12 protein-coding genes are annotated in these 12,996 nt (G+C 72.3%); 7 read left to right on the top strand and 5 right to left on the bottom strand.

Annotated elements, in window-relative coordinates; translation table 11 throughout:
• Nucleotides 1-102: 102 nt before the first annotated feature.
• Together ACNJ93_RS19185 and ACNJ93_RS19180 are read right to left on the bottom strand one after the other, a co-directional pair.
• On the bottom strand, nt 103-705 hold the full coding sequence (locus tag ACNJ93_RS19185) for a sigma-70 family RNA polymerase sigma factor (protein WP_418958615.1): 603 nt from the start codon (nt 703-705) through the stop codon (nt 103-105).
• Between the two features lie 272 nt (nt 706-977).
• A complete protein-coding gene (locus ACNJ93_RS19180; RefSeq protein ID WP_003948568.1) occupies nt 978-1,589 on the bottom strand; it encodes a response regulator transcription factor in 612 nt (203 codons plus the stop codon).
• A 455-nt stretch (nt 1,590-2,044) separates the two neighbouring features.
• Here ACNJ93_RS19180 and ACNJ93_RS19175 point away from each other — a divergent pair, with 455 nt between their 5' ends.
• Nucleotides 2,045-2,407 (top strand): WhiB family transcriptional regulator, encoded by a 363-nt coding sequence (locus ACNJ93_RS19175; protein WP_418958614.1) that lies wholly within the window; start codon nt 2,045-2,047, stop codon nt 2,405-2,407.
• Nucleotides 2,408-2,628: 221 nt separating this feature from the next.
• On the opposite strand, the gene ACNJ93_RS19170 is transcribed toward ACNJ93_RS19175, so the two are convergent.
• Entirely contained in the window at nt 2,629-3,519 is an 891-nt protein-coding gene (locus ACNJ93_RS19170; protein ID WP_418958613.1) for a LysR family transcriptional regulator, read from the bottom strand.
• A gap of 79 nt (nt 3,520-3,598) precedes the next feature.
• On the opposite strand from ACNJ93_RS19170, the gene ACNJ93_RS19165 reads away from it, so the two are divergent.
• Together ACNJ93_RS19165 and ACNJ93_RS19160 are read left to right on the top strand one after the other, a co-directional pair.
• Nucleotides 3,599-4,273, top strand: coding sequence for an MOSC domain-containing protein (locus ACNJ93_RS19165; protein WP_418958612.1), 675 nt, complete (start codon nt 3,599-3,601; stop codon nt 4,271-4,273).
• A gap of 31 nt (nt 4,274-4,304) precedes the next feature.
• Nucleotides 4,305-5,078: an SDR family NAD(P)-dependent oxidoreductase gene (locus tag ACNJ93_RS19160; protein ID WP_418958611.1), complete on the top strand. Its 774-nt coding sequence runs from the start codon at nt 4,305-4,307 to the stop codon at nt 5,076-5,078.
• Nucleotides 5,079-5,136: 58 nt separating this feature from the next.
• On the opposite strand, the gene ACNJ93_RS19155 is transcribed toward ACNJ93_RS19160, so the two are convergent.
• Both ACNJ93_RS19155 and ACNJ93_RS19150 read right to left on the bottom strand, forming a co-directional pair.
• Complete coding sequence (locus tag ACNJ93_RS19155; protein ID WP_418958610.1) at nt 5,137-6,684, bottom strand: right-handed parallel beta-helix repeat-containing protein; 1,548 nt, start codon at nt 6,682-6,684, stop codon at nt 5,137-5,139.
• Nucleotides 6,681-8,498, bottom strand: coding sequence for a DUF2264 domain-containing protein (locus ACNJ93_RS19150; RefSeq protein ID WP_418958609.1), 1,818 nt, complete (start codon nt 8,496-8,498; stop codon nt 6,681-6,683). The genes ACNJ93_RS19155 and ACNJ93_RS19150 overlap by 4 nt, the downstream gene beginning before the upstream one ends.
• Before the next feature lie 176 nt (nt 8,499-8,674).
• Here ACNJ93_RS19150 and ACNJ93_RS19145 point away from each other — a divergent pair, with 176 nt between their 5' ends.
• From ACNJ93_RS19145 to ACNJ93_RS19130, 4 genes are all read left to right on the top strand, one after another.
• On the top strand, nt 8,675-9,781 hold the full coding sequence (locus ACNJ93_RS19145; protein WP_418958608.1) for a LacI family DNA-binding transcriptional regulator: 1,107 nt from the start codon (nt 8,675-8,677) through the stop codon (nt 9,779-9,781).
• A gap of 102 nt (nt 9,782-9,883) precedes the next feature.
• Nucleotides 9,884-11,209 (top strand): ABC transporter substrate-binding protein, encoded by a 1,326-nt coding sequence (locus ACNJ93_RS19140; protein ID WP_418958607.1) that lies wholly within the window; start codon nt 9,884-9,886, stop codon nt 11,207-11,209.
• A 4-nt stretch (nt 11,210-11,213) separates the two neighbouring features.
• Nucleotides 11,214-12,104, top strand: coding sequence for a carbohydrate ABC transporter permease (locus ACNJ93_RS19135; protein ID WP_418958606.1), 891 nt, complete (start codon nt 11,214-11,216; stop codon nt 12,102-12,104).
• On the top strand, nt 12,101-12,988 hold the full coding sequence (locus tag ACNJ93_RS19130; protein ID WP_418958605.1) for a carbohydrate ABC transporter permease: 888 nt from the start codon (nt 12,101-12,103) through the stop codon (nt 12,986-12,988). Before ACNJ93_RS19135 ends, ACNJ93_RS19130 begins: the two co-directional genes overlap by 4 nt.
• The last annotated feature ends 8 nt before the right edge of the window (nt 12,989-12,996 follow it).

Here is a 12,996-nt window from a genome sequence, read left to right as displayed (position 1 = left end):
CATGCTAACGGGCTGGAGCGGTGTCTCATTCCACGAGCAAGATCAGCGGCAATGTTTGGACCTTCGTACGTGTACGAAAGGGATGCCGCGGCTCGGCAACACTTACTGCTCGGCCAAGGCCCGCAGGCGGCTCAGGGCGCGGTGCTGTGCCACGCGCACGGCCCCTGGGGACATCCCGAGCATCTGACCGGTCTCCTCGGCGGTCAGGCCGACCGCGACGCGCAGGACGAGCAGCTCCCGCTGGTTCTCCGGAAGGTTGGCGAGCAGCTTCTTGGCCCACTCGGCGTCGTCGCTGAGCAGCGCGCGCTCCTCGGGGCCGAGCGAGTCGTCGGGGCGCTCGGGCATCTCGTCGGAGGGCACGGCGGTGGAACCGGGGTGCCGCATCGCGGCCCGCTGGAGGTCGGCCACCTTGTGTCCGGCGATGGCGAAGACGAAGGCCTCGAAGGGCCGGCCGGTGTCCTTGTAGCGCGGCAGCGCCATGAGGACGGCGACGCAGACTTCCTGGGCGAGGTCCTCGACGAAGTGGCGGGCGTCGCCCGGCAGCCGGCTCAGGCGGGTGCGGCAGTAGCGCAGGGCGAGCGGGTGCACCCGGGCGAGCAGATCGTGGGTGGCCTGCTCGTCGCCCTCGACGGCACGGTGGACGAGAGCTCCGATCTCCCCCGGCCCTGCGGGCGTGGCGGACCCCACGGTCTCGTCGTCGCGCATCGGTCCATGGTGCCCCGACGCGCGACGGTTCGCGTCATCGCGTCCGTAGTTGTGCACCGAAGCGTTATGAGCAGGCGCGCCGGAAGTCATCTCCTGCGCCCTCCCCTTCCGCTCGATCGACTCGTCCCCGAGGAACTCCACACCTCAAGGATGCGGCATCGCGCGGGGAAGTGACACAAGCCGTCCTCCCCGGGAGGAGACGGACGCGCCGCGGAAGGAGATGGGGCCACCCCGTCCGCCCCGGGGCGGACGGGGATGCGCGTGGCCACGCGCTAGCGGACCAGGCCCCAGCGGAAGCCGAGCGCGACGGCGTGCGCCCGGTCCGATGCGCCCAGCTTCTTGAACAGTCGCCTGGCGTGGGTCTTGACCGTGTCCTCGGAGAGGAACAGCTCGCGGCCGATCTCCGCGTTGGACCGGCCGTGGCTCATGCCCTCGAGCACTTGGATCTCGCGCGCGGTGAGCGTGGGAGCGGCGCCCATCTCGGCCGAGCGGAGGCGGCGCGGCGCCAGACGCCAGGTCGGGTCGGCGAGCGCCTGGGTGACGGTGGCCCGCAGTTCGGCGCGGGAGGCGTCCTTGTGCAGATAGCCGCGGGCGCCGGCGGCGACCGCGAGCGCGACGCCGTCGAGGTCCTCGGCGACCGTGAGCATGATGATGCGGGCGCCCGGGTCGGCGGAGAGCAGCCGGCGGACAGTCTCCACTCCGCCCAGTCCGGGCATGCGCACGTCCATCAGAATCAGGTCCGAGCGGTCCGCTCCCCAGCGGCGGAGGACTTCCTCGCCGTTGGCCGCGGTGGTCACGCGCTCGACGCCGGGCACGGTCGCGACCGCGCGGCGGAGCGCCTCTCGGGCAAGCGGGGAGTCGTCGCAGACGAGGACGGAAGTCATGGCCGCCCTCCGCAGCTGATGCGCGTCACCTTGAGCCTCCAGGGCTGGTACGTATCGTCACCTGTGCGGTTGACGCTCTCGGACACCTGCCCGATCGCTTGTTCCTTCAACCGCTCCGCACTCTCAACGATGGTCACCCGAAAGAGTTACGGGTCGGACAGCGACGATCGGCACTCTACGTGAGGGCCCGTGCGCGGAGGAGAGCGACGCACGCCATGCGTCCTTCGTTTGGAGCTATGCCCCATTCAGCGGGTTTTCTTCCCTTTTCGCAGTGTCTGTGGCTAGATTCGCAATGAGTCATATTTACATCTACTGCGACAGTAGTTGTACGGTCGGGGCGTGCTCGCGCGATGACGGGGCACGCGACACAGCAGGGCCGCAGCGGCCCTGGCGTCCATCAGCCATCCACACCGCCCACCTATCCGTTTCGACACGGTTTCAAGGGGACAAGCGCAATGGCAGATTTCTCCCGCCTTCCCGGACCAAACGCCGATCTGTGGGACTGGCAACTCCTCGCGGCCTGCCGCGGGGTGGACAGCTCCCTGTTCTTCCACCCCGAGGGAGAACGCGGCGCGGCACGGAGTGCGCGCGAGAACTCGGCAAAAGAGGTCTGCATGCGGTGCCCTGTCCGCGCACAGTGCGCGGCGCACGCACTCGCCGTACGGGAGCCCTACGGCGTATGGGGCGGCCTCACCGAGGACGAACGCGAAGAACTCATGGGGCGGGCCCGCAACCGCCTCATCACCACATCGGCGCCGGCGACGCCGGTCACGGCACGGGCATCGGCCACCAGCTCGGCAGGTGCGGGGCGCGCCTGACCTGAAGGAACGTTTCATCTGACGTTTGACGCCGACCACTTGGCAAAGGCCGGGCGACGCCTTCGTACGGCCCGCGCGGCGCCCTGGCGGCGTACGGGACGCGGTCGAGGGCGTGCGGTGCGCCCCGCCGCGCTCCGCCGGACGAGTGAGGGCTCATACCCCGTACGGCCGCGGGCCGTTCCGGTCACGCGGACGCGGGAGTGTCCCCGGGCGGCGGCGTGTCAGCGGGTCGCGGCGCGGGTGAGTTCGTCGAGCGTGGCCGCGACCGCCGGGACCTGGGCCAGGTCCGGAAGCGTGAGGGCCACGATCTCGCGCTCCACCGCCGGCTCCACGGCCACCGTGCGGGCCCCCTTGGGGCGGACGGACTCGATGGCCAGCTCCGGCAGCACGGCCACGCCCAGACCCGCGCCCACCAGTCCGACCACCGCCGGATAGTCGTCGGTCGCGAAGTCGATCCGCGGGGTGAAGCCGGCGGCCTCGCACACGTCGACCAGTTGGCGACGGCAGCGGGGACAGCCCGCGATCCAGGACTCGTCGGCGAGTTCGGCGATGCCGACGGACTCGGCCGCGGCCAGCCGGTGCCCCTCGGGGACCAGCCCCACGAGACGGTCGGCCAGCAGCGGGCGGACGACCAGGTCGTCCCACTCGGCCGCGTTCACGCCGTACCGGAACGCCAGGGCGATGTCGCAGTCGCCCTCCCGCAGCATCTCCACCGACCGCGGCGGCTCGGCCTCGACCAGCGAGACCCGGGTGCCGGGGTGGGCGGCGCGCAGCGCGGCGAGTGCCGTCGGGACCAGCGTCGAGCTGCCGCTGGGGAACGACACCAGCCGGACCCGGCCGGCCCGCAGCCCGGCGATCGCGGCGACCTCCTCCTCGGCGGCGGTGAGGCCGGCGAGGATGCCCGCGGCGTGCCGGACCAGCGCCTCGCCGGCCTGGGTGAGCCGCATCTCGCGGCCGGTACGGATGAGCAGCGGCGTGCCCGCGGAGGTCTCCAGGGCCTTCATCTGCTGGCTCACCGCGGGCTGGGTGCAGCCCAGTTCGCGCGCGGCGGCGGAGAAGGAGCCGGTGGCGGCGACGGCGCGCAGGACGCGGAGGTGGCGGGCCTCGATCATTCTTCGAGCATAAGCGACCCTTGGGCTCGACGGCGAATATCCAGGTGAGCCTTTGAGGGCGGTGTCCTAGGGTGCGCCCATGGAGCTTCTCAGCGTGAACGTCGGACGGGCGCGGCCCGTGGAGTACACCGACGCCCCCTCGGGGACGTCCGGCATCGACAAGCGGCCCGTCGAGGGTCCGGTACGGGTCGAGGCGCCCGGGCCGAAGGGCGTCGCCGGCGGTGGGGTGGCCGGGGACGCGGTGTGCGACCTGCGGTTCCACGGCGGCGACGACCGCGCCGCGTACGCCTTCGCCCGCGAGGACCTCGACCTCTGGGAGAAGGAACTGGGCCGGCCGCTGCCGAACGGCTCGTTCGGCGAGAACCTCACCACCCGCGGACTGGACGTGAACGGCGCGCTGATCGGCGAGCGCTGGCGGATCGGCCGCGACCTGGTCCTGGAGGTGACCGGCGGCCGCATCCCCTGCCGCACGTTCGGCGGGTTCCTGGGCGAGACCGGCTGGGTGCGCCGCTTCACGGAGGCCGCGGCGGGGCCCGGTGCGCTGCTGCGGGTGATCGAGCCGGGCGAGATCCGCGCCGGTGACCCGGTGAGCGTGGTGCACCGCCCCGGCCACGACATCACCGTGGCGCTGCTGCACCGGGCCGCGACGACGGAGCGCGCGCTGCTGCCGCGGACGCTGGTGGCGGCGGAGTGGATGGAGTCCGGGCTGCTGGAGGCCGCGCGGACCTACGCCGCCAAGTACGGCGCCGCGTGAGGCCGGTCGGCGGGGCACTAACGTGCCGCGTATGACGACTGCATTGATTACGGGAGCGACGGCCGGCATCGGCGCGGCCTTCGCGCGCCGGCTGGCCGCCGACGGCCACGACGTGGTGCTGGTGGCGCGCGATCTGTCCCGGCTGCGCGAGCAGGCGACCGAACTCCACGACCGGCACGGCATCGAGGCCGAGGTGCTGTCCGCGGACCTGGCGGAGGAGAAGGGCATCGCGGCCGTGGAGGCCCGGCTGTCCGATCCGAAGAACCCGGTGGACCTGCTGGTGAACAACGCGGGCTTCGGGAACAAGGGCCGGTTCCTGGAAGTGTCGATGGCCGACGAGCTGAAGATGCTCACGGTGCACTGCGAGGCGGTGCTGCGGCTGACCGCGGCGGCGGTGCCGGGGATGCGGACCCGCGGCCGCGGCGGCGTGATCAACGTGGCGTCCGTGGCCGCGTTCGTGCCGCGCGGCACGTACGGGGCGTCGAAGGCGTGGGTCGTGCAGTTCACGCAGGGCGCGGCCCGGGACCTCGCGGGCAGCGGGGTGCGGCTGATGGCGCTGTGCCCGGGGTTCGTGCGGACCGAGTTCCACGAGCGGGCCGGGATGGGCACGGACAACATCCCGGGCTGGATGTGGCTGGACGCCGACAAGCTGGTGACGGCGGCGCTCGCCGACCTGGCGCGCGGCAAGTCGGTGTCCATCCCGGACCCGCGGTACAAGGCGCTGATGGGGATCGTGAAGCTGGCGCCGCGCGGCCTGCTCGGCGGGGTGTCCGCCAAGGCAGGCCGCTCGTACGGGCCGAACTGAGGCCCCGCTTCCCGCCGTGCTTCAGCCCCGCTTCCCGCGGTGCTTCAAACCTCTTTGGCTAGTCGACGCCAATTCCTTCGTACGCGCCGATGTTGGGAACCGACGTCGGCGACACCTCGTTTCCGAACCAGTCCCTTCCGCCGTTGTCCGCGATGAGCGTCCCAGCGGACAGGGCGGGGGAACCGGTCCGGAGCCGGAAGTCGGCGCGCAGCAGCGGGTCGGCCTTCACGCCGCCGGGGTCGGGCCGGGTCATGGGGACGTTGTGGAACAGGTTGTGGGAGAAGGAGAGGTCGGGGGTCGGGTTCTTGAAGGCGTAGCCGCCGAAGGGTCCGTCATTGACGAACAGGTTGTTGCGGAAGGCGAGTTCGTGCCGGGTGGTGGCCGGGCTGCCGGTGTCGTCCTGTACGAGGTACGCCGGGATCCGGGTGCGGTTCACGAAGGTGTTGTTGTAGATCTGCGTGTTCAGGATGGGGCCCCAGCAGTTCTGCACGAGTCGTGCGCCGTCGTCCCGGCTGACGTTGTAACGGACCACGGTGTCGAGGACCTTGGCGCCGCTGTACGGGCAGATGAGCAGGAAGCCGCCCGTGTTGTCGTGGCTGTGGTTGTACTGGAAGACGGTTCCCTTGGACGCGCCGTCGGCGTCGAAGGACATGCCGTCCTTGGTGTTGCCGCCGCCTGACACCTCGTTGTACTCGACGAGCGTGTCGTCGGTGTTGAAGGTCCAGATGCCGGCGTTGGCCGCCTTGGAGCGGAGCTGGAAGCCGTCGAGGCGGTTGTGGTCGACGCGGGCGCCGCGAGTGGTGTCGATCTTGATGCCGTCACCGGCGATCGAGGTCAGCGTGTTGTGGTGGACGCGGACGTTCAGGCTGGGCGTCCACGGGCCGGGGTAGGCGTTCGGGTCCTGCTGATTGCCCACGAGGTCCCGCTTGGAGAAGCGGGACTTGAAGTAGATGCCCTCCCGGTCCACGTCCCGGATGGTGTTGTGGTGGATGTCCAGGCCGTCGTACCAGCTGGGCACGGTCGTGCCCTCGACGGCGACGTGGATGGCGCTGGAGCCGGTGAGGGTCTTGAAGTCCCCGCCGCGCACGTCGTGGAGGGAGAGGTGGTCGAGAGTGATGTTCTTCGCGGCGCCGTAGTCGGAGAGCCGGAGCCGGACGCCGTTGCGTTCGGTGCCGGGGGCGGCGGCGTTGGTGATCTCCAGGCGGGTGAGCCGCAGGTGCTGGGTGTTGGCGAGGAGTACGGCGTCGTGCGCGCCGGCGCCGTCGATGACGGCGCGGCCGGGGGCGTCGCCGTAGTCGGCGATGGTGAAGGGCTGTCCGGCGGAGCCGGCGCCGCTCGGCTGCAGGGTGCCGGTGCAGGTGGTGCCGCGCTTGAACAGCAGCTCGTCGCCGGGGCCGTAGGAGTGGGCGTTGGCCTCGGCGAGGGTGGTCCAGGGGCGGGCCGCCGAGCCGTCGGCGGGGGCTGCCGGGTCGGGGGCCGCCGAGCAGTCGACGTGGTGGCGATGGGCCGTGGGCCCGGCGGCCTGGGCGGCCGGGGCGAGCGTGAGGAGGGGAAGGGCCAGGACGGCGGCGGCGAGGGCGCGGGCGGGTGTACGGCGGTGTCTCACAGGTCCTCCGGGTCGAGGGCGAGCTGGGAAGTGGTGCCGTTCTGCCAGGTGACGCGGAGGGTGCGGCCGTCGACCTGGACGTGCGCGAGGGTGCTGACGGGGGCCGGGTCGGGTTCGGCGGTGAGGGAGGCGAGGGCGACGAAGAGGGTCTCGGGGCCGTGGGTCGTGCCGTGCAGGGCGGCGGTGCGGCTGTCCGGGCCCTGGAGGGTGGCGCCGGTGGCGAGCGGGACGGTCTCGGCGTCCTGGGGATAGCCGTGGACGGGGTGGAGTTGGGCGGTGGGGCCGCCGGGGGTGGTGGCCCAGCCGGTCTGGCGGACGGCGGTGCCCTCCGGGGCGCCGGTGACGAGATGGGCGCGGACCTCGGCGCGGCCGTGGGCGAGGGTCGCGGAGAGGACGTGGACGCCCGGGAGGGGGGTGTGGCGGGAGGCGGCCCAGCCGGGGCCGGCGCCGAGCGGGACGGCGGGGCCGCGTCGGGTGACCTTGCCGTCGATGAGCAGGGCGAAGTGGTTGTCGGCGGCCTCGGGTGAGGAGGTGGGGCCGGTGCGGGTGGAGTAGGCGTGGCGGGCGTAGCCGGAGTCGTCCTCGCCTGCCTGGTGGCTGCTCACGTGGTTGCTGCCGTGGTTGTGGAGGCGGACCAGGCCGTCGGCGGCGGTCGACTGGACGAGGAGGCCGGGCGCGGGAAGGGGGGTGACGGCGTCGGCGTTCTCGGCGGGCAGCGGCTGCTCGGGGTCGGTCCAGGCCGGGTGGCCGGCCGGGAGGAGCAGGCCGAGGAAGCCCTTGGACGCCCAGTACGGGGAGCCGGGGCCGGAGTAGCTCTGCAGGACCGGTTCGTACGGGCCGTGCCAGCCGAGGGTGAGCAGGCCGCGGGAGTCGGCGGCGCCGCGGTCGAGGAAGTACCGCAGCGCGCCGGAGGCGAGCCGCCGGGTGGTGCCGGGTGTGAGCGGGGTGTGGCCGGTGAGGGCGCCGAGCCAGGGGGCGGCGGCCGCGGCGAAGCGGTAGGTGAGGGAACGGCCGAAGGGAAGGGGGGCGCCGTTGGCGTCGAACAGGCGGGTGTAGGCGTCCAGATGGGCGTGCAGACGGGGGCCGTGGCGGTCGAGCAGGGCCCGGTCGCCGGCGAGGTGGGCGTGCAGGACGGGGTAGAAGTGCAGGGCCCAGGCGTTGTAGTGGTCGAAGGCGCGGTTGTCGCCGTCGGAGTACCAGCCCTCGCCGAGGTACCACTGCTCGATCCGGTCCAGGGAGCGGTCGATCGTGGCGGCGGCGCGGTCGGTCTCGATGCCGGCGTCCTGCAGGAAGCCGGCGACGGTGAGGCCGAAGAGCCACCAGTTGTTGTCGACGGGGGACGGGTCGAGGGCGGGCAGCAGCCAGTCGGCGGCGCGCTGCCGGGTGCGGTCGTCGAGGGCGTCCCAGAGCCAGGGGCGGGTGAGCCGCAGGCCGAGGGCGACGGAGGCGGACTCGACGATCGCCTGGCGGACGTCGGTGGGCCGGGGCCAGGAGTCGGGGTCGGTGTCGTCGCCGGGCGCCTCGGTGCCGGCGGCGAGCCCGACCGCGTACCGGGCGAGGTGGCCGTGCGGGTCGTCGCCCCGCGCGCCGGCGACGCGGAGGGCGGCGAGGAGGAAGGTGCGGGCGTAGCCCTCCAGGCCGTCCGAGCGGATGCCGGACCAGCTGGGGCGGGGTCCGGGCAGGTCGATCAGTCCGTGCCGGGGGGAGGCGTAGGGGCGTACGGCCAGCAGGAGTTCGTCGGCCGCGGCCTCCCAGTGCGCTCGGGTCCAACCGGTGTACGGGCTGAGCTCACGGTTCTCGGGCGGCGTGGGCATGATGCTCCCTGAGGCGGACGTCGGCGTCGCCCGGAATCCTGAAGGGGCTCCGATCGAACGTCAAGAGAATCGGAGCGAATGATCGAAACTCTCGCCGTTCGATCATTCTGAAACTAAGGTCGAGGCACCCGGGTGCGCGCCCGGGACCCACCACCACCGCGAGGGGGAGTTGCACCGTGCGCGAGAGTGCCGCCGAACGACACGACCGACTGCTGGCGCTGGTCCGCGAGCGCGGCACCGCCCGCGTCTCCGACCTGGCCGGACTGCTCGGGGTCTCCCCCGTCACCGCCCGCCGGGACGTCGAGGCCCTGGCCGCCCGGGGCCTGCTCGACCGGGTGCACGGCCAGGTCTCCTGGCCGGGCGGCCAGGGCGCGCCGGCCGGACCCTTGGTCGCCGGGGGCCTGGTGCTCGGGCTGCTGGCGCCCTCGGCCACGTACTACTTCGCCGAGGTGATCCGGGGCGCCCACGAGGCGGCGGCGAAGGTCGGGGCCCGGCTGATCCTGCGGATCTCCGACTACCGCCCCGACGAGGACCGCGCCCGCACCGAGGGCCTGCTGGCGGCCGGCGCGCAGGGCGTGCTCGTCGCGCCCGGCTGGCGCGGCCCGGAGGACCGGCTCGCGTACGGGGACTGGCTCGCCGAACTGCCCGTACCGGCCGTGCTGCTGGAGCGCCGGGCCGACCCGGGCAGCCCGCTCGACGGCCTGGACCGGGTGGTCTCCGACCACGGCCACGGCGTCCTGCTCGCCCTGCGCCACCTGCTCGGCCTCGGCCACCGCACGCCCGTCCTGGTGGCCCGCAAGGACAGCCCGACCGCGCTCGCGGTGCGCGCCGGCTACGCCGACGCCCTCGCCGGCCTCGGCCTCACCGCCCCGCTGCCGGTGATCGACTCCGTGCCCGCCGAGGCCGACCCGGAGGGCTTCGAGCGGGCGGTCCGGGCCCTGCGCGAGGCGGTCGGCTCGGGCCTGGCCACCGCGGCCCTGGTGCACAACGACGTGGACGCGATCCAGATGGTGCAGCGCCTCGCCGAGTCGGGGGTGCGGGTTCCGCAGGACCTGGCGGTGATCGCGTACGACGACGAGGTCGCCGCGCTCGCCGACACCCCGCTCACCGCGGTCGCCCCGCCCAAGCGCCAGGTCGGCCGGCACGCGGCGGAGCTGCTGGTGGAACGGCTGACGGAGCCCGCGGGCGGTCCAGGCGAAGAGGCAGCGCGGCGGCATCTGAGCCTGCTGCCGCGGCTGCGGGTGCGCGCCTCCTGCGGGGCGGAACTCCGCGAGAGGGTCTGATCTATTTTCGATCAATCAATCTTTCGCTCTTGACTTCGCTCAGGATCGGTCCCAGGATCGCGGCCACAACGTCCCCGCCGCCACGCCCTCAGGAGCCGCGCCGTGAGCCGCAGTTGGAGCAGAACCTCCCTCGTCATAGCAAGCGCCGCCACCGCCCTGGCCGTCCTCACGGCCTGCGGCGGCAGCGGTGAGGACACCGACGGCGCACCCGGCGCCGACGGCAAGCCGGTGACCATCACCTTCTGGGGCTGGGCCAAGGGCTCCAAGGACGTGGTCGACGCGTTCAACGCCTCCCAGAAAAAGATCAAGGTCGATTTCGAGGAGATCCCCTCCGGCAACGCCGGCGGCTACGCCAAGATCTCCAACGCGGTGAAGGCCGGCAACGCCCCCGACCTCGTCTCCATCGAGTACCCCTCCCTGCCCGAGTTCGTCAGCTCCGGCGCCCTGCAGGACATCGGCCAGGAGTTCACCGAGGACGACCGGAAGAAGCTGCTGCCGCAGGCCGTCGAACTCACCACCCTCGGCGGCAAGACCTGGGCCGTGCCCTTCGACGCCGCCCCGCAGGCCTTCTACTACCGCAAGGACCTGTTCACGAAGTACGGCGTCGAGGTCCCCACCACCTGGGACGCCTTCAAGTCCGCCGCCGAGAAGGTCAAGAAGGCCGACCCCAAGGCCCGGATCGCCACCTTCTTCCCCGACGACCCCACCACCTTCGAAGCCATGGCCTGGCAGGCCGGCGCCCAGTGGTTCAAGGCCGAGAACGACACCTGGAAGATCGACACCACCGACCCGGCCACCACCAGGGTCGCCGCCTACTGGCAGGGCCTGCTCGACGCCGATCTCGTCCACAAGAACGCCTCGTTCAGCCCCGAGTGGACCGGCTCGCTGAAGAACGGCGGCACGATCGGCTACCTCGGCGCGTCCTGGGGCGCCGGCGTCCTCAAGGGCACTCTGCCCGAGCAGAGCGGCAAGTGGGCCGTCGCGCCCATGCCGACCTGGGACGGCAGGCCCGCCTCCGGGATGCTCGGCGGCTCCACCTTCGCCGTGACCAAGGACAGCAAGAAGAAGGCCGCGGCCGTGGAGTTCGCGACGTGGATGGCCACCACCGAGGCCGGCGTCAAGGCGCGCATCGCCTCCGGCACCTCCAGCGCCTTCCCCGCCGCCACCGCCCTGCGCCCCGTCGCCAAGCAGGTCTTCGACGCGGGCTTCTACGGCGGCCAGGACATCTACGCCCTCTTCGAGCAGTCCGGCGCCTCCATCAACCCGAACTGGGCCTGGGGCCCGACCACCGGCGCCACCAACACCGCGATCAAGGACGTCCTCGGCAAGCTCGCCAAGGGCGGCCCCACCGTCGCGGACGCCGTCGAGGCCGGCCACGACGCCACCGTCGCCGAGCTGAAGAAGCGCGGACTGAAGGTCGAGGGCTGATCGCATGACGGCCCGCACCCGCGCCGCAGCTCTGCTGCTGGCCCCGTTCTTCGTCCTGTTCACCGCGGTGACGGTGGTCCCGATCGGCTACGCGGTCTGGCTCAGCCTGTTCACCGAGAAACAGTCGGGACTGGGCTTCGGCGGCACCGAGTCCGTGTTCAGCGGCCTCGGGAACTACACCGCGGCGCTGGGTGACCGGGCCTTCCGCGAGGGCTTCGGCGTCCTGCTCGGCTACTGCCTGCTCTACATCCCGCTGATGCTCGGCGGAGCCCTCGCGCTCGCCCTGCTGCTCGACACCACGCTCGCCCGCGCCCGCCGCTTCTTCCAGCTGGCGCTCTTCCTGCCGCACGCGGTCCCCGGCATCATCGCCGCGCTGATCTGGGTATACCTGTACACCCCGCAACTCAGCCCGGTCGTGCGCGCCATGGAGGCCGGAGGGATCGGCTTCGACTTCTTCTCACCCGAGGGCGCCCTCCCCTCCGTGGTCAACATCGCCCTGTGGGAGTGGCTCGGCTACAACATGGTGATCTTCTACGCGGCCCTCCAGGCCATCGACCGCTCCGTCCTCGAAGCGGCCACCGTCGACGGCGCCGGAGCCTGGCGCACCGCCCTCGGCATCAAGGTCCCCCTGATCCGCGCCTCGCTCGTCATGGTCGCCCTGTTCACGGTCATCGGCTCGCTCCAGCTGTTCACCGAGCCGCTGATCCTCAACAGGGGCACCGGCTCCGCCGTCACCTCCACCTGGACGCCCAACATGTACGCGTACACCGCGGCCTTCGACCGCAACGACTACGGGCTCGCCGCCGCCGCGTCCGTCCTGCTCGCCCTCACCGCCGCGCTGCTCTCCTTCGGCGTCACCCGCCTCACCGGCCGCCGGAAGGAGCGCACCGCATGAGCCACCCGGCCCGTACGCCGAGCCCCGCCCGCACGCCGAGCCCCGCCTCCAGCCGCTGGCTGTCGAAGACCGCCGTCAACGGCGTCCTGCTGCTCGCCACCGGCTACATGCTCTTCCCGCTCGTCTGGCTGCTCACCGCCGCCACGAAGGACGCCGGCGGGCTCCTCGCCGGCGACGCCTTCTCCTTCCAGGGCTTCGACCTCGGCGGCAACCTGGGCCGCCTCGCCGAACAGGGCGACGGCGTCTACTTCCGCTGGTACGTCAACAGCCTGCTGTACGCGGGCGCCGGCGCCGCCGGCTGCGCGCTCATCAGCGTCGCCGCCGGATTCGCCTTCCACGGCTACGCCTTCCGCGGCAAGGAGAAGCTGTTCGGCCTGGTCCTGCTGGGCGTGCTCGTGCCCAGCACCGCGCTCGCCCTGCCCATGTACCTGCTCGCCAGCGAGGTCGGCCTCGTCAACACCCCCTGGGCCGTGCTGATCCCCGTCCTGGTCAACCCCTTCGGGGTCTACCTCGCCCGCGTGTTCTGCGCCGGCTACATCCCCGACGAGGCCCTGGAGGCCGCCCGTATCGACGGGGCCGGCGAACTGCGCACCTTCTGGTCCATCGGCCTGCCCATGGTCCTGCCCGGCTTCGTGACGATCTTCCTCTTCCAGTTCACCGCCATCTGGAACAACTTCTTCCTCCCCCTGGTGATGCTCTCGGACCAGAAGCTCTTCCCGCTGAGCCTCGGCCTGTACGCGTGGAACAGCAACGCCCACGCCGAACCCGGCTACTACCCCCTCGTCGTCACCGGATCCCTGCTCGCCGTCATCCCCCTCGTCGTCGCCTTCGTCGCCCTGCAGCGCCACTGGAAGGCCGGACTGACCGCCGGCAGCGTCAAGTGAGGAGCCCG

The organism is Streptomyces tritici (assembly GCF_048500665.1).
Classification (GTDB): Bacteria; Actinomycetota; Actinomycetes; order Streptomycetales; family Streptomycetaceae; genus Streptomyces; species Streptomyces tritici.
The sequence above is the reverse complement of the archived record's forward strand: the minus strand, read 5'-3'. Positions and strand labels throughout refer to the sequence as shown.